19 protein-coding genes are annotated in these 18749 nt (G+C 69.5%); 12 read left to right on the top strand and 7 right to left on the bottom strand.

What is annotated here, in order from left to right:
* Nucleotides 1–107: 107 nt before the first annotated feature.
* The 3 genes from rpsP (at nucleotide 108) to K9U40_RS11805 (ending at nucleotide 3427) form a co-directional block, all read left to right on the top strand.
* Complete coding sequence (gene rpsP, locus K9U40_RS11815) at nucleotides 108–473, top strand: 30S ribosomal protein S16 (protein ID WP_282890399.1); 366 nt, start codon at nucleotides 108–110, stop codon at nucleotides 471–473.
* A 304-nt stretch (nucleotides 474–777) separates the two neighbouring features.
* On the top strand, nucleotides 778–2274 hold the full coding sequence (locus tag K9U40_RS11810; RefSeq protein WP_282890398.1) for a leucyl aminopeptidase: 1497 nt from the start codon (nucleotides 778–780) through the stop codon (nucleotides 2272–2274).
* Between the two features lie 691 nt (nucleotides 2275–2965).
* The gene (locus K9U40_RS11805) at nucleotides 2966–3427 is read left to right on the top strand and encodes a DNA polymerase III subunit chi (RefSeq protein WP_282890397.1); all 462 of its coding nucleotides are present in this window, start codon (nucleotides 2966–2968) and stop codon (nucleotides 3425–3427) included.
* Nucleotides 3428–3455: 28 nt separating this feature from the next.
* On the opposite strand, the gene K9U40_RS11800 is transcribed toward K9U40_RS11805, so the two are convergent.
* Together K9U40_RS11800 and K9U40_RS11795 are read right to left on the bottom strand one after the other, a co-directional pair.
* Nucleotides 3456–3902 (bottom strand): phage holin family protein, encoded by a 447-nt coding sequence (locus K9U40_RS11800; RefSeq protein WP_282890396.1) that lies wholly within the window; start codon nucleotides 3900–3902, stop codon nucleotides 3456–3458.
* Entirely contained in the window at nucleotides 3899–4204 is a 306-nt protein-coding gene (locus K9U40_RS11795; RefSeq protein ID WP_282890395.1) for a hypothetical protein, read from the bottom strand. The genes K9U40_RS11800 and K9U40_RS11795 overlap by 4 nt, the downstream gene beginning before the upstream one ends.
* A gap of 229 nt (nucleotides 4205–4433) precedes the next feature.
* Here K9U40_RS11795 and K9U40_RS11790 point away from each other — a divergent pair, with 229 nt between their 5' ends.
* Both K9U40_RS11790 and K9U40_RS11785 read left to right on the top strand, forming a co-directional pair.
* Nucleotides 4434–5066, top strand: a complete 633-nt coding sequence (locus tag K9U40_RS11790) for a 2-hydroxychromene-2-carboxylate isomerase (protein ID WP_282890394.1) — start codon at nucleotides 4434–4436, stop codon at nucleotides 5064–5066.
* Between the two features lie 104 nt (nucleotides 5067–5170).
* A complete protein-coding gene (locus K9U40_RS11785; protein ID WP_282890393.1) occupies nucleotides 5171–5659 on the top strand; it encodes a hypothetical protein in 489 nt (162 codons plus the stop codon).
* A 31-nt stretch (nucleotides 5660–5690) separates the two neighbouring features.
* Here K9U40_RS11785 and K9U40_RS11780 read toward each other — a convergent pair whose 3' ends face one another.
* Nucleotides 5691–6647, bottom strand: coding sequence for an alpha/beta hydrolase (locus K9U40_RS11780; RefSeq protein WP_282890392.1), 957 nt, complete (start codon nucleotides 6645–6647; stop codon nucleotides 5691–5693).
* Nucleotides 6648–6803: 156 nt separating this feature from the next.
* Here K9U40_RS11780 and K9U40_RS11775 point away from each other — a divergent pair, with 156 nt between their 5' ends.
* From K9U40_RS11775 to K9U40_RS11765, 3 genes are all read left to right on the top strand, one after another.
* A complete protein-coding gene (locus K9U40_RS11775; protein WP_282890391.1) occupies nucleotides 6804–7277 on the top strand; it encodes a secondary thiamine-phosphate synthase enzyme YjbQ in 474 nt (157 codons plus the stop codon).
* Nucleotides 7278–7382: 105 nt separating this feature from the next.
* Nucleotides 7383–8057, top strand: coding sequence for a response regulator transcription factor (locus K9U40_RS11770; protein WP_282890390.1), 675 nt, complete (start codon nucleotides 7383–7385; stop codon nucleotides 8055–8057).
* A gap of 158 nt (nucleotides 8058–8215) precedes the next feature.
* The gene (locus K9U40_RS11765; protein ID WP_282890389.1) at nucleotides 8216–9577 is read left to right on the top strand and encodes an AmpG family muropeptide MFS transporter; all 1362 of its coding nucleotides are present in this window, start codon (nucleotides 8216–8218) and stop codon (nucleotides 9575–9577) included.
* A 12-nt stretch (nucleotides 9578–9589) separates the two neighbouring features.
* Here K9U40_RS11765 and holA read toward each other — a convergent pair whose 3' ends face one another.
* From holA to leuS, 3 genes are read right to left on the bottom strand one after another with little or no spacing between them, the layout of a single operon-like run.
* A complete protein-coding gene (gene holA, locus K9U40_RS11760; protein WP_282890388.1) occupies nucleotides 9590–10618 on the bottom strand; it encodes a DNA polymerase III subunit delta in 1029 nt (342 codons plus the stop codon).
* 3 nt (nucleotides 10619–10621) lie between these two features.
* Nucleotides 10622–11206 (bottom strand): LPS assembly lipoprotein LptE, encoded by a 585-nt coding sequence (lptE, locus tag K9U40_RS11755; RefSeq protein ID WP_282890387.1) that lies wholly within the window; start codon nucleotides 11204–11206, stop codon nucleotides 10622–10624.
* The gene (leuS, locus tag K9U40_RS11750) at nucleotides 11193–13877 is read right to left on the bottom strand and encodes a leucine--tRNA ligase (RefSeq protein WP_282890386.1); all 2685 of its coding nucleotides are present in this window, start codon (nucleotides 13875–13877) and stop codon (nucleotides 11193–11195) included. The genes lptE and leuS overlap by 14 nt, the downstream gene beginning before the upstream one ends.
* A gap of 206 nt (nucleotides 13878–14083) precedes the next feature.
* Here leuS and K9U40_RS11745 point away from each other — a divergent pair, with 206 nt between their 5' ends.
* Nucleotides 14084–15535: a sodium:proton antiporter gene (locus K9U40_RS11745; RefSeq protein ID WP_282890385.1), complete on the top strand. Its 1452-nt coding sequence runs from the start codon at nucleotides 14084–14086 to the stop codon at nucleotides 15533–15535.
* 49 nt (nucleotides 15536–15584) lie between these two features.
* Here the strand turns inward: K9U40_RS11745 and K9U40_RS11740 are convergent, their stop codons facing one another.
* Entirely contained in the window at nucleotides 15585–15998 is a 414-nt protein-coding gene (locus K9U40_RS11740) for a L,D-transpeptidase (RefSeq protein WP_282890384.1), read from the bottom strand.
* Between the two features lie 411 nt (nucleotides 15999–16409).
* Here K9U40_RS11740 and K9U40_RS11735 point away from each other — a divergent pair, with 411 nt between their 5' ends.
* Genes K9U40_RS11735 through K9U40_RS11725 form a run of 3 tightly spaced genes read left to right on the top strand, consistent with a single transcriptional unit; the run spans nucleotide 16410 to nucleotide 18721 of the window.
* Complete coding sequence (locus tag K9U40_RS11735) at nucleotides 16410–16976, top strand: NnrU family protein (protein WP_282890383.1); 567 nt, start codon at nucleotides 16410–16412, stop codon at nucleotides 16974–16976.
* Between the two features lie 33 nt (nucleotides 16977–17009).
* Nucleotides 17010–17852, top strand: coding sequence for a 3-methyl-2-oxobutanoate hydroxymethyltransferase (gene panB / locus K9U40_RS11730; RefSeq protein ID WP_282890382.1), 843 nt, complete (start codon nucleotides 17010–17012; stop codon nucleotides 17850–17852).
* A complete protein-coding gene (locus tag K9U40_RS11725; protein ID WP_282890381.1) occupies nucleotides 17852–18721 on the top strand; it encodes a penicillin-binding transpeptidase domain-containing protein in 870 nt (289 codons plus the stop codon). Before panB ends, K9U40_RS11725 begins: the two co-directional genes overlap by 1 nt.
* Nucleotides 18722–18749 lie beyond the last annotated feature (28 nt).

Genomic DNA, 18749 nt, shown 5'->3' with positions numbered 1-18749 from the left:
GGATTCCCACTCTCCGTCACGGCCGGGCGCGGATGCCCGGCACAAGGCCGGGCATGACGATCCCGACCAGCACGATCACTTAATCGAACGACCAAAGGAAGAAACTCATGTCCCTGAAGATCCGTCTCGCCCGCGGCGGCGCCAAGAAGCGCCCCTATTACCGCATCGTCATCGCCGACGCCCGCTCGCCCCGCGACGGCCGCTTCATCGAGAAGATCGGCACCTTCAACCCGCTCCTCGCCAAGGATGCGGAGAACCGCGTGGTGCTCGACACCGACAAGGCCAAGGCCTGGCTTGAAAAGGGTGCCCAGCCCACCGACCGCGTCGCCCGCTTCCTGGACGCCGCCGGCCTGCTGAAGCGCGAGGCCAAGAACAACCCGAAGAAGGGCGAGCCCGGCCAGAAGGCCCAGGAGCGCGCCAAGGAGAAGGCCGAGAAGGCCGCCGCCGGCACCGAGGACGCCGCCGCCGAGTGAGGCCCGCCTGTGCGGCCTCGTCTTTGACGGATTCAAGGGGGGCGCCCGGCGCCCCCCTTTTCTTTTGCGCAAGAGGCTTGTGCGCAGCGGGGCTTCCGCCGAATGCCGGCTTCCCTTCGGACCGCAGCCGAAATCGCGATGGGGGTGCCGCCGCGCCCTTCCCATCCTCGGCCGGCATCCCATCTAGACGGGAGCCTCGAAGCTCGGGCGCGGCGGCATGGGCGGTTCCACCCGGGCGCCGGCCGGTCTAGAGAAAGAGGCGACAGACCGATTCCTTGAATGCCTTTCCTGCCCGGAGCGTCGCATGTCCGAACCCGTCACCCTCTCGTTCGCACGGCTCACCACCGCCCCCAAGGGCGTGCTGATCGTGCTGACCGACGAGACCCTCGCCTTCGGCGCGCAGACGCAGAAGCTGCTCAAGGGCGCCGATGCCGCCCTGACCCGCGCCTTCGATGCCGAGCGCTTCAAGGGCAAGGCGTGGAGCGCCATCGACCTGCTGGCGCCCGCCGGCCTCGATGCGCCGCGCCTCGTGGTGGTCTCGGTGGGCAAGGCGGCGGACCTCAAGCCCGCCGACTTCCTCAAGCTCGGCGGCGTGGCGGCGGGCAAGATCCCCGCCTCCGCCCGCGAGGCTACCATCGTGCTCGACCTGCCCGGCACCAAGATCGGCCCCGAGGCGGCGGCCGAGGTCGCCCTCGGCATCCGCCTGCGCACCTACAATTTCGACCGCTACAAGACCAAGAAGAAGGACGACACCGAGCGCGGCGCCCTCGCCGTGACCCTGCTGGTCTCCGACGAGGCCGGCACCAAGCGCGCTTTCACCGCCGCCGATGCGGTGGGCGACGGCGTGCTGTTCGCCCGCGACCTGGTGAACGAGCCCGCCAACGTGCTCGATCCGCCCGAATTCGCCCGTCGTGCCGAGGAGCATCTGTCTTCCGTCGGCGTGGAGATCGAGGTGATGGACGACGCCGCCCTCGCCCGCGCCGGCATGACCACGCTGCTCGGGGTCGGCCAGGGCTCCATCAAGGAAAGCCGCGTCGTCATCATGCGCTGGAACGGCGGGCCGGCGGGCGAGCCGCCGGTGGCCTTCATCGGCAAGGGCGTCACCTTCGACACCGGCGGCATCTCCATCAAGCCGGCGGCCGGCATGGAGGACATGAAGGGCGACATGGGCGGCGCCGCCTGCGTCACCGGCCTCATGTATGCCCTCGCCGCCCGCAAGGCGAAGGTGAACGCGGTGGGCCTCGTCGGCCTCGTCGAGAACATGCCCGACGGCGCCGCCCAGCGGCCGGGCGACATCGTCACCTCCCTGTCGGGCCAGACCATCGAGGTCATCAACACCGATGCCGAGGGCCGGCTCGTGCTCTCCGACGTGCTCTGGTACGCCAAGGAGCAGTTCAAGCCCAAGTTCATGATCGACCTTGCCACCCTCACCGGCGCCATCCTGGTGGCGCTGGGGCAGGAATATGCGGGCCTGTTCTCCAACGACGACGGCCTCAGCGAGCGCCTCGCCAAGGCCGGCCAGGAGACCGGGGAACGGGTGTGGCGCATGCCGCTCGGCCCGGAATACGACAAGCTCATCGACTCCAAGTTCGCCGACATGAAGAATACCGGCGGGCGCAATGCCGGCTCCATCACCGCCGCCCAGTTCCTCCAACGCTTCGTGGACAAGACGCCGTGGGCGCATCTGGACATTGCCGGCACGGCCATGTCCTCGCCGGCGAGCGACATCAACAAGAGCTGGGGCTCGGGCTGGGGCGTGCGCCTGCTCGACCGGCTGGTGAAGGACAATTACGAGGGCTGAGGCCCCGCCTTCGCCCATCCTTGCGCGTCCCGGCCGAGCGGAGCGGCAGCTTCAGGACGGCCGGGGCGACAGTTCGGGGCGATGCGGGCTTGGAGCGCCGTCTTTTGGAGCGCCGTCTTCACGGAGCCGGGCTTCGCCTCGCGCGCAAAGGAAAATCGCCATCAGCGGCCCCGCCCCATCGCGGGGCGCTTGCAGGCGTTATTCGGCAGGGCCGGCGTGCGGGGGATGCCGGGGTTCGGTCAGGCGCACGGCGGCATAGCCCATGGCGATCACCACGAGGGGCAGCACCACATACGCATAAAGCCAGAGGCCGGTCATATCAGTCGTCCAAGCACACTTCTTGCCATGAAGTGTAGCACGCCGGCCGCAGCCAGCCAAAAGATGCTGCCCAAGGCGATGAGAACACCATGGGACGCGGCGGCGGTGCCGGCAGCGCCCAATCCATAGAGCGACGCCACCGCCGGCCCCAGCGCCCCACCGTGAGGCAGGCGGTGGAGGCCCGGTCGAGGGCATTGGCCGTCAGCTTGGTGCGCTCGTTGTGGATCAGGCTCATGGGGCGGCATATGGAAGGCCCTCCCGCCCCGGTCAAGCGCCACCGGCGGCCCGAATCGCGGGAGAGCGCGGCCGAATTCCCGGTGCAAACCAGCCGGAACGTGCTCTAACCTCAGCCCATCCCTGATCCGCCACGGCCATGACTGAAATCCTCTTCTACCACCTCGAACGCCGCCCCCTGGAGCAGGTGCTGCCGACGCTCCTGGAAAAGTCGCTGGAGCGCGGCTGGCGGTGCGTGGTGCAGTGCGGATCGGCGGAGCGGCGGGACGCGCTCGATGCGCATCTGTGGACCTACAGCGAGGCCTCGTTCCTGCCCCACGGCACCGAGGCCCAGCCGGTACCGGAGCGCCAGCCGGTGCTCATCGCCACCACCGAGGCCAACCCCAACGGCGCGCAGATCCGCTTCCTGGTGGATGCGGTGCCGCTGGCCGATGCCGCGCCCTATGTGCGCGTGGTGCATCTGTTCGACGGGCGCGACGACGAACAGGTGGCCGCCGCCCGCGAGCGCTGGCGCGAGGCCAGGGCAGCGGCCAAGGCACAGGGCCATGACCTCACCTACTGGCAGCAGGACGAGAACGGCCGCTGGGCGCGCAAGGCGTGAGGGCCTTGCGCGCGATGAACCGCGCCCGTCACGCCTTCGGGCGGCGGAAAGCCCTCAGCAGGAAGGTGAGGATCGGCACCATCAGCCCCGGCACAGCCGTGAGGGAGGCGAACTGGGACAGGCTGGATGTGGTGGCCTTGAACTCGGCCTGCACCGCATCCATGGCCGCCTGGTTCACCTGGTTGGCGAGGCCGAGTTCCCGCGCGGGCTTCATCGTGGCGCCGATGACCGCCACGATGAGGGCCAGCACCAGCCCGCCGGCGCCCACCGCCACCGCGGCCCAGATGGCGCCCAGCGACGCCTCCAGCGCCAGGAACAGGGCCACACCCAGCATCACCACGCCGAAGCTCGCCACCAGCGCCGCGAAGGCGAACAGGCCGGCCCGCGCCGCCACGTGGCGCAGATGGATCTCGGCGATGATGGTATTGGTGCGCAGCAGGATCTTGAGGTTGCGCCCGAGCTGGTCGACGTTCATCCCGAATTCCCTCCCGTGCGCGCGGTGACCGGCCGCAGCAGCGCGCCCACCACGGTCCCGGCCAGGAACGACACCGCCATCCAGGCCAGGGGATTGAGCCGCACGGCGCGCCGCGCGCTCTTGCCGCCGGCCTTGCCGACCGCCTCGGCCGCAGCCTCGGGCCCGCTGGCCTGACCCTGCGCCATGGCCGCCTTCAGCGGCGCGCCGGAAAGCGCGTTCCGGAGCCCCATCAGTTCCGCATGCCGTTCCTCGCCCAATGATGCCTCCCGGATCACCATGCGGGCCGCCAGAGAGGGAACCACCGGCGCGCCCCTGTCAAGCTGGCCCCGCAATGTACAACTGTCCCGAGGCGGCGATTGATCCGTGGTGCGCGCTCCTGCATCTTGAGCGCGATCCGATCAGATTGAACCAATCTGATCTGTGAATCGCCCTCTCAATTCAAGAAAGAGAACGCGGTGCCCGATCAGCTTGCGATGCAAGCTGATCGGCGCGTGCTCTAGGGAGCCCCTACCCCCAAGGATCCGGCCCGCCATGACCGCCCCTGCCCGCCGCATCGATTATTTCTTCTCCTGCGTCAGTCCCTGGAGCTTTCTCGGCCACGCGCCGTTCATGGCCGTGGCCCGGCGGCACCAGGCCGCCGTCACCTTCCATCCGGTGGAGCTCGGGCCGGTCTTCGCCCAGACGGGCGGCCTGCCGCTGGCGCGGCGCGCGCCCGAGCGCCAGCGCTACCGGCTGGTGGAGCTCCAGCGCTGGCGAGACAAGCGCGGGATCGCGCTTAACCTCGCCCCGGCCTTCTGGCCCCTCGACGGCACGTTGGCCGACCAGACCATCATCGCCGCCCTCCAGGCCGGGTTGCCGGCGGATGCCCTCATCGCCCGCATCTGCTCCGGAATCTGGCAGCGGCAGGAAAACCTCGCGGTTCCCGAGGTGATCGCGGCCGCCGCCGACGACGTGGGCCTGCCGGGCGCCGCCCTCGTCGCGGCAGCCGGAGGAAAGGCGGCGGCCAGCGCCTACCTGGGCAATCGCGAGAAGGCCATCGCGGCGGACGTGTTCGGCGCCCCGTCCTATGTGCTCGACGGCGAGGTGTTCTGGGGGCAGGACCGCATCGAGCTGCTGGACGAGGCCATCGCCAGCGGGCGTCCGCCATTCCGCCCCATGGCGTGAAGTCACGCACCCCTTCCGGCCCGGCGCGAAGCGCTTATGTTTCGCGCACGGGCGGCCGTTCAAGCCTGTCGAGGGCGGCAGGCCGCTTTTCACGGGAGGCGATGATGACCCGTTCCGCCACTGATCCGAGCCTCTTCGCGCTCCGTCCGCCCGCATCGTGCCTGCCGGGTCTTCTGGCGCTGGGCCTTCTGGCCTGCGGCCCGGCCGCCGCGCAGGGCACGGCTGCGGCCGAGACCACGACACCGCGCTTTTCCTTCGCCCCGGTGGAGGGCGGCGCGCTGAAGCTCGACCGCGAGACCGGCGTGGTCTCCCTGTGCGCCAAGCGCCCCTCCGGCTTCACCTGCGAGGTCGTCCCGGACGCCCGCGATGCCTATGAAGCCGAGATCGCCCGGCTCAAGGCGGAAGTGGACGGCCTGCGCCGCGGCATGGCTCAGGCCCCGGGCCAGCCCGCGCCGGCGCCGGGAGCCAAGTCGGATACGAGGCCGGACACCTCCGACCTCGACCAGGCGTTCGCTTATGCGGAGCGCTTCTATCGGCGTCTGAAGGGCCTGATCGACGAGTTGCGCACGCCGAGCGGCGAGGAACGGCTCTGAGGACCGCGAGGCGGCGCGCCGCACCCGGCTTTCAGAACGCGCTCAGATAATCACAGATGCGCTTCATGGCCTGATCGGCGATGGTGCCGGGAAAGCCGATGAAGACGTGGCAGCCGCCGGGATAGACATCCAGCGCCGCCGCATTGCCTGCGGCCAGCCAGGCATTGGCCATGAACAGCGTGTCGTCCAGCAGCGCATCGCGCGTGCCCACCGTGAACAGCGCCTTCGGCAGCCCCTTCAGGTCGCCGAGGAGCGGGGACACGTCCGGCTCGTCCGCCTTGCCGTCGAGCCTGAGATAATTGTTCACGAAGAACAGGATGTCCCGCGTGTTCAGCACCAGCGGCTCGTCGCCCCAGTTGCGCGCGGACGGAGTGAGGCGCAGGTCGTAGCAGCCGGCGGTCAGCACCGCCGCGGAAAAAGGCGAGAGCCGGTGGCGATCGCGCAGCCGCGCCAGGGTCACGACGGACAAGGTGGCCCCCGCCGATTCGCCGCCGATGGCGAAACGGTCGGTGCCGAAACGCGCCTTGCCTTCCCGCACCAGCCACAGCGCCGCCGCCTCGCAATCGTCGGGGCCGGCCGGGAACGGCACCTCGGGGGCGAGCGCATAGTCCACCGAGACGACGGCGAGGCCGCAGGCGCCGGCGATGCGATCCAGAATTCCCTCGTTCTCCCGCGCCGAACCCACCGTCCAGCCGCCGCCATGGATATGAAGATAGACGCCCCGGGGGGCGCCGTCGGGCATGTAGACGCGCACCGGAACGTCCCCGCGCGGGCCGGGAATGGTCTCGTCCCGCGCCCGCGGGCTTTCCGGCGACAGCGGGAACACGCCCTTGCCGGAAAGCCGCGCGGCGCGGATCTCCGCCAACGGCACCGCCCAGCGGTCCGGTATGGTCTTCATCACCTTGATGATGGCCTCGTTGACCATGCGGGTATCGGGCGCGATGGCCGCCGGCGAGAAGACGGCGGCATCGAGAACGAGCTTCGACATCAGCGACAGTCCTTGGCAGCGGCGGCCGGCCGCCGGGGCGAGGGAGGCGGGGAGATGGGAAAACTGGTACGAGCCGTAACCGCTCCCCGCAAGACACCGATACCAGAAACCACGCCGGCCGGATCATCCCCACCGGCGCCCCGCAGGAGACCCGCCATGGCTCGCACCACCCGCTCCGCCCCGACCCTGAGCGATGCCGTCCGCCACGCCGAGGCCCTCCTGCAAGTGGGAACGCCGGGCGAAAGCTTCACGGAGATCACCGCCGAAGCGGCCGCCTTCCTCACCGAGATCGGCGCCGGCGCGGGGGTCCTGACCGTGTTCTGCCGCCACACCTCGGCCTCCCTGACCATCCAGGAGAATGCCGACCCGGACGTGCGCACCGACCTCCTCACCGCCCTCCGCAGCCTTGCACCGCGCGGTTTCGGATGGGTCCACGAGACCGAGGGACCGGACGACATGCCCGCCCATGTGCGCACCCTGCTGAGCGACACCAGCCTGTCCATCCCCGTGAGCGGCGGCCGGATGGCGCTCGGCACATGGCAGGGTCTCTATTTGATCGAGCACCGCGACCGGCCCCAGCGACGCGAGGTGGTGCTGGCATTCACGGGAACAATCGGTCATATGGCGTGATCGGCTTGTCACCGCTCCGCCACGGACTGATGATCGGGCGAGCCGATTCGCGGCGGGTACAGCCCCCGCGGCGACAAGAAGGGCGGAGCCGTTGGGGAGGGAGCATTGGGAGAAGCCGCCGGGAGCAGCCTGCGCCTCGTTATCGCCGACGACCATCCCCTGTTCCGCGGCGCCCTGCGCGAGGCGGTGCTCGGACGCCATGCGGATGCCGCCATCGAGGAGGTGGGCACCTTCGACGACCTGACCGCGCTGCTCGAACGCGACCAGGATTTCGACCTGATCCTGCTCGACCTCACCATGCCGGGCGCCCGTGGCTTCTCCGGCCTCATCTATCTGCGCGCCCAATATGCCAGCCTGCCGGTGGTGGTGGTATCGGGCAACGAGGAATCCGCCGTCATCCGCCGCTGCATTGATCTCGGCGCATCCGGCTTCATTCCGAAGACCATGAGCGTCGCCGCCATGCGCGATGCGGTATCCAGCGTGCTCGGGGGCGAAGCCTTCGTGCCGCCGGACATCAACATGTCCACCCGCGCCGATGCGGAGACAGACGCCATCATCACCCGGCTCTCCACGCTCACTCCGCAGCAGGTGCGGGTGCTGATGATGCTGTCCGAAGGCCGGCTCAACAAGCAGATCGCCTATGAGCTGAGCGTCTCGGAGGCGACGGTAAAGGCCCATGTCTCGGCCATCCTGCAGAAGCTCGGCGTCGAAAGCCGCACCCAGGCCGTCATCGCGGTGTCCAAGGTGGAAGCCGGGCTCTGGAGCCAGTCCCAGGCCTGACGGTTCCGGACCTGGCGGTCGCGGGCCTCGCGGTGGCTTCGGCACCGCTGCCCCGGTAGGGACCTTTTCACCGGTCACGGTCATAAACATGTCGGGACAGGCAAGGCGCGCGGGCTCCCGCAAGCGCGCGGCCCGCCGGCAACGGCCGAAGGATCCACATGACCGAGCAAACCCTCAGCCCGACCGGCGGAACCAAGCCGCAGCGCCGCTCCCCGAAGGAGGCGTTCGCGCTCTACACCCAGCGCGACGTGCTGAGCGTCAGCCTGCTCGGCTTCTCCTCGGGCCTGCCGCTGGCGCTCACGGGCGGCACCCTCGCTTTATGGATGAAGGACGTGGGGGTGACCCTCACCACCATCGGCCTCTTCAGCCTGGTCGGCCTGCCCTATACCCTGAAATTCCTCTGGGCGCCGGTGCTCGATGCGGTGGACGTGCCGTTGCTGTCGCGGCTGCTGGGCCGGCGGCGCGGCTGGCTGCTCGCCTGCCAGATGGTGCTCATGGCCGCCATCGCGGCGCTCGCGGTGCAGGACCCGGTGGCCTCCCCCTTCGCGGTGGCGGCCTGCGCGCTGGCTGTCGCCATTGCCTCGGCCACGCAGGACATCGCGGTGGACGCCTTCCGCGTGGAGCGGCTGGACACCTCCAGCGAACAGGCCGCCGGCATGGCGGGCTACGTTACCGGCTACCGCATCGCCATGCTGGCGACGGGCGCCGGCGTCATCGCCCTGGTGGCGTATCTGGAGGAAGCGCTCGGCCTGCCGCGCGGCACCAGCTGGTTCTGGGGCTACCTGCTGGCGGGGGCGTGCGTGGCCATCGGCATCATCGCCACCCTGTTCGCCCGCGAGCCCAAGGCGCCGGAGCGGACGCCGGGCGATGGCACCGGACACCGGCTGCTCGCCACCACCGTGGGGGCGTTCCGCGAGTTTCTCACCCGCGACCAGGCCGTGATGATCCTCCTGTTCGTCATGCTGTTCAAATTCTGCGATGCCTTCGCCGGCGTGCTCACCGGGCCGTTCGTGCTGGACATCGGCTTCAGCAAGGCGACCTACGTGGAGATCGTGAAGGTGGTGGGCTTCGGCGGCACCATCGTCGGCGGCTTCGTCGGCGCCTATCTTGCCCGCGCCTATCCGCTGGTTACCTGCCTGTGGATCTCCGGCGTGCTGCAGATGACCTCGAACCTCGGCTTCACCGCGCAGGCCTATGCCGGGCCGAACGCGACATTGCTCACCGGCGTCATCCTCGTCGAGAACTTCACCAGCGCCATCGGCACGGTGATCTTCGTCGCCTATCTCTCCGCCTTGTGCGGGGCGCGCGAGCACACGGCCACCCAGTATGCCCTGCTCACCGCGCTCACCGCCGTGGGCCGGACCCTGCTCGGCTCCTCCAGCGGCGCCATCGCCGAGGCATCGGGCTGGCCGCTCTTCTTCGCCCTCACGGCGGTGGCGGGCCTGCCGGGCCTCGTCGCGCTCGGCTGGCTCCAGGCAAAGGGCCATTTCCGCACCCTGAGGCCCGACGAGGCGGACTGACCCTCCACCGAACTACCTCCGCCCCCGCCCCGCCTGCTGCGCCACCTGGAGCACCACCCGCTCGCAAATGGCGGGGGCCAGCGTGGCGTTGCGACGGGCGGCGAGGACCGCGTCGTCCACCGCCAGGAGCGCCTTGAGGCACCGGTCCGGGTCGAGACCGCGCAGGGCCTTCTCCAGCCTGGGCTTGCGCGAGAAATGCACCGGCGGGCGGGCTGATCCCACAACCTGATCGGGACTTGCCCCGCCAGCCACCGCCAGCGTCATGGGATGCAGCGCCGTGAGCGCGCGCAGCAGGCCGCCGAGCACCGCGTCGGGCCGCGTCGCGGCGCCGAAGGCCTTGGCCAAAGCGGCGAGGGCTTCGCGCGTTTCCCCGGCCAGCGCCGAATCCACCACGTCGTCGAGGGCAAGCGCCGAGGCATCGCCCACGATGGTGCGCACGTCCTCGGCCGTGACCCGCGCCTCGCCCTGGGCATACAGGATAAGCTTGGCGATCTCCCCGCGGGAGGCAAGGCGGTCGCCGCCGATGAGGGAGACCAGCAGGTCCCTCGCGTCCCGGTCGATCGCGAGGCCGGCCTCCGCCATCATGGTGTCCACGAGGCGCGCGAGGTCCCGGTCGGTGTCCGCATAGCAGGCGATGGCGAGGGCGTTCGGCGCGTTCTCGCACAAGGCGCGCAGGGGGGCGCCCTTCTTCAGGTCGCCGGCCTCCACCACCACCAGGGCGTCGCAGCGGCCGGACAGCACCGGCTGGAGCGCCGGCACGATGTTCTTGCCGCCGGCGCGCACCCACACCACCCGCTCGCCGCCGAACAGGCCGATGGTGGAGGTCTCGTCGATCAGCCGCCGCGGGTCGGAGGAGATCTCGTCGCCTTCCAGGCGCACCAGGGCGAACGGGTCATGCGCATCGGGCACGGCCCGGCGCACGAGGCCCTGGGCGCGCTCATGCACGAGGCCGGTATCGGGCCCGAAGATGAGAACCACGCTTTTTCCCGGGTCGCGCCGGGCCAGCGCCGCCTCGGCGTCGCCGGGCCGCACCGCGACCACGGCTCAGCTCGCCGAGCCGGGGGTGCCGGGGCTCCGGATGAAGAAGGCGCCAAGCTGGGCCTTGATCTGGTCGGCAACGCTGCGGGCCGCGCGCTTCTCCGCGTCGATGCCGGCGCTGTAATTGGCGAAGCGCTGGTCGCTGGTGTCGATGGTGGCGGTACCCGAGGCGGCGCCGGAGGTCACCACCTTCTTCTTCGGATCATCGGCCTTCACAAGGCGCCAGTTGGCGGTCACGCGCACGATCTGGTTCTCCGGCAGGCCGGAGGACGAGTTCACGATGGCGGTGGAACTGGAGGTATCCACCGCAATGATGAGTTGCAAGGGCGCACCCTTCGGGTTCCCCTCCCCGCCGCTCAGGGCGAAGATGAGATCGTTGCGCAGATCGTTGCCCAGCCGGCCGCGGATCTCGACCACCTCCACGTCACGGAACTTGTCCATGAGGGCGGGACCGCCCACCGTGGCGTTTTCCGCATAGAGCGGCTGGAAGCAGCCGGCGAGCGCGCCCGCAAGCGCGCACACGAGAGCGAGCCGCGCCAGCAGGGGGGCTGCGGGGCGGAAAGCCAAGGACGAGGGATCAGGCAACGACATTCACGATCCTCTGCGGCACCACGATGATACGCTTTGGCGCGCGGCCGTCGAGTGCCCGCTGCACGCTTTCCAGCTTCAGCACCAGGGCTTCGACTTCCGCCGCCGTCGCCTCGCGCGGCACGACGATATCATCGCGCTTCTTGCCATTGATCTGGATCGGAAGTGTGACCGTGTCCTGACGCAGCAGGTCGGCCTCCACCTTCGGCCACGGAGCCTCAGCCGCCAGCGTCTCGCCACCGAGGGCGACCCGGCATTCCTCGGCTAGGTGCGGCACCATGGGCGCGACGACCGAGGCGAGCATTTCCGCCGCCTCGCGCAGGGCGAAGGCGAGGTCCGGCGGCACAGCCTTCTCCACCCGGGCCGCGGCCACGGCGGTGCCGAAGGCGTTGGCGAACTCGTGCACGTGGGCCACCGCCACGTTGAAGCGCAGGCGCTCGATGTCCTCGGCCACCGTCGCCACCAGGCCATGGGCGGCCCGGCGCAGGCCGAGGGCGGTATCGGAGAAGGCATCGGGGCGGGGCGCGCCGGCGGGGGCGCCCAGCTCCACCGCCTCGTTCACCAGACGCCAGACCCGCTGCACGAAGCGCCACGCGCCCTCGATGCCGCCCTGCGTCCACTCGCTGTCGCGTTCGGGCGGGGTGTCGGAGAGCATGAACCAGCGGGCGCAGTCCACGCCGTAGGTATCCGCCACCACCTCGGGGGCCACCACGTTGCGCTTGGACTTGGACATCTTCTCCGGCGGGGAGACGGTGACGTCCGAGCCGTCGGCGATCTTCACCGCCTTGCCGTTGCCGAGGAGCTTCACCTCCTCGGGGAACAGCCACTTTCCGTCGCGGTCCTTGTAGGTCTCGTGGACGATCATGCCCTGGGTGAACAGGCCGGCGAACGGCTCGCCCAGGTCCACGCGGCCGCATTTCTTCAACGCCCGGGTGAAGAAGCGCGAATAGAGCAGGTGCAGGATGGCATGCTCGATGCCGCCGATATACTGGTCCACCGGCAGCCAGTGGGCCACGGCGTCCTTGTCCAGCGGCACCTGCGGATTGTCCGAGGCGTAGCGCAGGAAATACCAGGACGAATCCACGAAGGTGTCCATGGTGTCGGTCTCGCGCCGGGCCGGCTTGCCGCACTTGGGGCACGGCACGTCGCGCCATGCCTTGGCGCGGTCCAGCGGATTGCCGGGGCGGTCGAAGGTGACATCGTCGGGCAGCACCACCGGCAATTGCTCGCGCGGCACGCCCACGGGGCCGCAGGCGTCGCAATGGATCACCGGGATGGGGCAGCCCCAGTAGCGCTGGCGCGAGATGCCCCAGTCGCGCAGCCGGAAATTCACCCGCCGCGTGCCCTGCGGCTCGTCGCCGACGCGGAAGCGCTCCAGCCGGCGGGCCACGGCCTCCTTGGCGTCGGGCACGCTCATGCCGTCCAGGAAGCCGGAATTGAACAGGCTGCCGTCACCGTCATAGGCCACGTCGTCGATGGCGAAGGCGCCGGGATCGGTCTCCGGCGGCAGCACCACGGGGGTGACGGAAAGGCCGTACTTGCGGGCGAAGTCGAGGTCGCGCTGGTCGTGGGCCGGGCAGCCGAAGATGGCGCCGGTGCCGTAGTCCATAAGCACGAAATTGGCCACATAGACCGGCACGGTGCGCTTGTCGTCCAGCGGGTGGACGACCTCGAGGCCGGTGGCGTAGCCCATCTTCTCCTGGGTCTCGATCTCCTCGGCCGAGGTGCCCCCGCGCTTGCACTCGGCGATGAACGCGGCGAGCGCCGCATCCTTCTGCCCCAGATGCCGGGCCAGCGGATGGTCGGGAGAGAGGGCGAGGAATGAGGCGCCGAACAGGGTGTCCGGACGGGTGGTGTAGACCTTCACCGCCTTCGCCGCCGCCGGCAGCGCGCCGGCCGAGACCGCCGCCTTGGTGAACTCGAACAGCACCTCCATGCCTTCCGAGCGGCCGATCCAGTTGCGCTGCATGAGGCGCACCTTCTCGGGCCAGCGGTCCAGCGTATCGAGGGCGTCCAGCAGCTCCTGGGCGAAATCGGTGATGCGCAGGAACCACTGGGAAAGCTTGCGCCGTTCCACGATGGCGCCCGAGCGCCAGCCGCGCCCGTCGATCACCTGCTCGTTGGCGAGCACGGTATTGTCCACCGGGTCCCAATTGACCTCGCTCTCCTTGCGATAGGCGAGGCCGTGATCCAGAAAGTCGAGGAAGATGCGCTGCTGCTCCGCATAATAAGACGGGTCGCAGGTGGCGATCTCGCGGTTCCAGTCCAGCGAGAGGCCAAGCAGCTGGAGCTGCTCGCGCATGGAGGCGATGTTCTCGTAGGTCCAGCTCTTGGGGTGGATGCCGCGCTCGATGGCGGCATTCTCCGCCGGCAGGCCGAAGGCGTCCCAGCCCATGGGATGAAGCACGTTGAAGCCCTGCATGCGCTTGTAGCGCGCGAGCACGTCGCCCATCACATAGTTGCGGCCGTGGCCGATATGGATGCGCCCCGACGGATAGGGGAACATCTCCATGACGAAGAATTTCGGGCGCGGGTCGTCGTTGCGCGTGCGGAAGATGCCGCGCTCGGCCCAGGCCTTCTGCCATTTGGGCTCGGCCTCGCGGGCATTGTAGCGGTCCGGGCTGCGGTCATGCGCACGCTCCTGGGCGCGCTCCGGGTCACGATCTTGGGTCATGGATCCGTCAAGGTAAAAACGGGCGGGACTAGGACAGAAACAGGCCGTCCGGTCAACCTTTCTCCCCGCCGCAGCGGGCGCATGAAGCCGCCTGTCCCGCCGCTGCGGCCGGAATGGAGCACCGCGCGCCGCCTGCGCCCGCGCACGCCTTGCCATGGGCGCCCACATCGTCCATCACACCTGAGCAGGCAATCTGGAGGGTGGCAATGGCAGCGCAGCGTCGGGCGATGGTCTTCGTACTCGGATCCGCCTTCGCCCTTGCCCTGCCCCTCCTCTCCACCTCGCCGGCCCTCGCCGCAGCGGGCGTGCCTGTGCTCGACGGCGCCCGCCTGTCGCCGCTCTGGGCCCTGCCCTTCCTGGGCATGCTGCTGTCGATCGCGCTGTTTCCGCTCCTGGCGGGCCATTTCTGGCATCACCATTACGGCAAGGTCGCGCTGTTCTGGGCGCTGGTCTTCGCCGTGCCCTTCGCCGCCACCTATGGCCCGGCGGCCACCGCATACGAGGTGGTGCACACCGCGCTGCTCGAATACATCCCCTTCATCATCCTGCTGTTCGCCCTGTTCACGGTCTCGGGCGGCGTGCTGGTGACGGGCAACCTCAAGGGCACGCCGGAGGTCAACACCGCCATTCTCGCCATCGGCACGCTGATCGCGAGCCTCATCGGCACAACGGGGGCGTCCATGGTGCTCATCCGCCCGCTGCTGCGCGCCAATGACGACCGGCGGCACAATGTGCACACCGTGGTCTTCTTCATCTTCCTGGTGTCCAATATCGGCGGCTCGCTGACGCCGCTGGGCGATCCGCCCTTGTTCCTCGGCTTCCTGAAGGGCGTGAACTTCTTCTGGACCACCACCCACCTGCTGCACGACACGGCGGTGATCGCGGGGATCCTGCTCGTCGCCTTCTACCTGCTCGACCGCTACCTCTACGCGAGGGAAGAGGCAGGCGTCCGGCTGCCCGATCCGACACCGCGGACGGAAGGCCTGGGGCTGCGCGGGGCGCAGAACCTGCCGCTGCTCGGCGGCATCATCGGCGCCATCCTGCTCAGCGCCCTATGGAAGCCCGGCATCACCTTCAACGTCTACGGCACCCATGTGGAACTGCAGTGGGTGGTGCGCGACGTGCTGCTCGTGGCCCTCGCCCTCGTCTCGCTCGCCATCACCCCCGCCATCGTGCGCGAGCGCAACGGCTTCGACTGGGAGCCGATCATGGAGGTGGCGAAGCTGTTCGCCGCCATCTTCCTCACCATCATCCCGGTGATCGCCATTCTCAAGGCCGGATCGCGCGGCGCCTTCTCGCCGCTGGTGGACCTCGTCACCGGGCCGGACGGACAGCCGGTGAACGTGTGGTACTTCTGGCTCACGGGCACGCTCTCATCGTTCCTCGACAACGCCCCGACCTATCTCGTCTTCTTCAACCTCGCCGGCGGCGACCCGCACCAGCTCATGGGGCCGCTCGCGGTGACGCTGGAGGCGATCTCGGCGGGCGCGGTGTTCATGGGGGCCATGACCTATATCGGCAACGCGCCGAACTTCATGGTGCTCTCCATCGCCCGCCACCGCGGCGTGAAGATGCCGAGCTTCTTCGGCTATATGGGCTGGTCGATCGTCTTCCTGGTGCCCTGCTTCGCGCTGCTGACAGTGCTGTACTTCCTCTGACGCTCCGGGTCCGGAGCGGTGATCCGGCCGGCGTCCGGCCGGGATTCCGTCACCGCGTGATCACGATCGCCGTGTTCCCCCGGCCATAGGTCCTCACCAGGGAATAGAGCGTCGCCGCGCTGGAGGGATGCAGGCGGATGCAGCCATGGGATGCCGGCGCGCCCAGCTGGTTCACCGCATAGCTGCCGTGGATCGCATAGCCCCCGCTGTAGAAGATCGAATAGGGCATGGGCGAGTTGTAGTACTTGCGCGAATAGTACTCACGGTAGAGTCGCTGCGGCCGGTAGACCCCGGTGGGCGTCACGTAGCCCCGCCGGGCCGTGGAGACCGCCCAGGAATAGCGCGGAACCCCGTTCACCGACACGGTCATCCGCTGGGAGGACAGGTCCACCCGCGCCACCACGGCCGCCGCCTCCGCCGGTGAGAAGAGGCCCGCCAGCAGGAGAAGAGCCAGAGCCGCCATCGCCGCCCGCCCCCCTCCGGCGGCGCATGATCCCGCGGTGCCTGCCTGGTTCGCCGCGCCTGCGGCGGCGCCTTCAATGGACCGGAAGCCGGCGCTCGACCCTGTCATCGCCGTGTCCCTCCTCCCCCTTGGGAAACCATACTGCCACGCCAAGCTTGCAGCGCAAGGCTGCGGCCTTGGCGCGATCCCGCCCGGTCGAGGGGCCGCCGTTTTCCCGGCGGCGGCCCTCCGTGGGGTGGCCACGCGGGCTTCACGCCTGCGAGAAGGCATTCTAGATGCTTGTTCCGTCGCATTTTCTTCACGCAGGGCGCCGCCCACTTTCCTCCGAAATGTTCTATTGTCCCGGCGCCGGTCCGGAGCACCGGCAGGCCGTCCGGGCATCGGCCGGGAACCGGCGAGGGAGATCAATCCATGGTGATGATGCTGTTCGGCCTTTTCGTTTTCCTCGGCATCCATGTGGTGGGTAGCCTCAGGGGTCTTCGGGCCAAGCTCATCGCCCAATTGGGGGAAGCCGCCTACAAGGGCTTCTTCTCCCTGCTCGCCATCAGCGGCCTGCTGCTCACCGCCTACGGCTACGCCCTGTGGCGCGCGGCGGGCCCGGCGGAGCTGTGGACTCCACCTGTGGGCCTGCGCCACCTGACCCTCCTGCTGATGCTGCTCGCCTCCATCGCGCTGGTGGCGGCCTACGTTCCAAGCCACATCAAGGCCTGGCTCAAGCACCCCATGCTCGTGGGCGTGAAGATCTGGGCCCTCGCCCACCTCCTCGCCAATGGGGACGTGGCCTCCATCGTGCTGTTCGGCACGGTGCTGGCCTGGGCGGTCTATGACCGCATCTCGGTGAAGCGGCGCGGCGATCCCCTGCCGGTGGCACCCGACAATTATGCCGGCGATGCGCTCGCCGTGGGCGGGGGGCTGGTGCTCTATGCCGCGCTCGCCTACCTATTCCATCCATACGTGGTCGGCGTGCCCGTCATGTGAGGCCGCCTGCGTCAGACACTTAAGAGGAACGCCATGTCCAGTCAGGCCGATGCCCGCCGCATCACGGCGCCGCAGATCCAGGCGCGCAAGGGGGGGGACCCCATCGTCTCCCTGACGTCCTACCACGCCCACACCGCGCGGCTGCTGGACCGGCATGTGGACGTCATCCTCGTCGGCGACAGCCTCGGCATGGTGATGCACGGCCTCGAGACCACCGTGCCGGTCACCGTGGAGATGATGATCGTCCACGGCCGCGCCGTGGTGCGCGGCACCAGGCGCGCCCTCATCGTGGTGGACCTGCCCTTCGGCAGCTACGAGGCGAGCCCCACCGAGGCCTTCCACACCGCCGCCCGGGTGCTGAAGGAGACCGGCGCCGGCGCGGTGAAGCTCGAAGGCGGGCGCCGCATGGCCGAAACCGTGCGTTTCCTGGTGGATCGCGGCGTGCCGGTGATGGGCCATGTGGGCCTGACCCCGCAGGCCATCAACACGCTGGGCTCATTCAAGGCCCGCGGCCGGGACGACGCGGAAGCCTCCATCATCCTCGACGACGCCCGCGCCATCGCCGAGGCCGGCGCCTTCTCCATCGTGCTGGAGGCCATCGCCGAGCCCCTGGCCCGCCGCATCACCCAGGAGGTGGCCCCGCCCACCATCGGCATCGGCGGCTCGCCCGCCTGCGACGGCCAGATCCTGGTGCTGGAGGACATGCTGGGCCTCGGCGACCGCGTGCCGAAGTTCGTGAAGAAATACGCCAATCTCGGTCCCGACATCGAGAAGGCGGTGGCGAGCTATGCGGAGGAGGTGCGCGCCCGCACCTTCCCCGCAGCGGAACACACCTACGCCCCGCGCCTCGTCGAGAAGCCGGCGAAAGCCTCCTGATGGCACTCCCCCGGACCGGGCGTGCGGTTCCATGGCACGCCTCGGGACCCGCCAGACTGAGGCGCGCCGCCCTTGGCCTCGTCCTCGCCCTTGCCGCGACGGCGCTCGCGGCGCCGGCGCGGGCGGCGGAAGATTGCTTCATCGCCACCGATCTCGACACCGGGCGCGTGCTGGCCAAGCAGGGCCTGTGCGCGACGCGCCATCCCCCCAACTCCACCTTCAAGATCGCCCTCGCCCTCATGGGCTATGATGCCGGCCTGCTGAAGAACGAGGCGCAGCCGGTGTTCTCGCCGCCGCCGGGCGAGGAGCCCGAGCGCGCCGAGGCGCGCGGGCCACAGACGCCCCGCTCCTGGATGGAGAATTCCGTGGTCTGGTATTCCCAGATCCTCGCCCGCCGGCTCGGGCCCGAGCGCATCGCCGGCTACCTGAAGGGCTTCGCCTACGGCAACGAGAACATGGGCGGCCTGAAGGGCGAGGCCGAGCCGCTGGTGCGCTTCTGGCTCTCCTCGTCGCTGCGCCTGTCGCCGCGGGAGCAGATTGATTTCCTGCGCCGCATGCTGAACGGCACCCTGCCCGTCTCCGCCGAAGCGGTCGCCGCCACCGAACGCCTCATGGTCATCGACGAGCAGCCGGCGGGCTGGCTCGTGTTCGGCAAGACCGGCTCCGGCAACGGCCGGCTCGCCGATGGCGGCCTCGACCGCGGGCGGCCGTTCGGCTGGTTCGTGGGCTTCGCCCGCAAGGAGGCGCGCACCGTGGTATTCGTGCGCTTCACCGCGCTCGACATCGCGTCCCCCGAGCCCCTCGGCCCGCTGGCAAAGCGACAGGCCCTCGCCATCCTCGCCCCGGTGCTGTCGGCGCAGGCGCCGTGACCCCGCCCCGCCGCGACGCCCCCTGACC

Source organism: Xanthobacter autotrophicus, from assembly GCF_030015065.1.
Taxonomy (GTDB): domain Bacteria; phylum Pseudomonadota; class Alphaproteobacteria; order Rhizobiales; family Xanthobacteraceae; genus Xanthobacter; species Xanthobacter autotrophicus_D.
The sequence above is the reverse complement of the archived record's forward strand: the minus strand, read 5'-3'. Positions and strand labels throughout refer to the sequence as shown.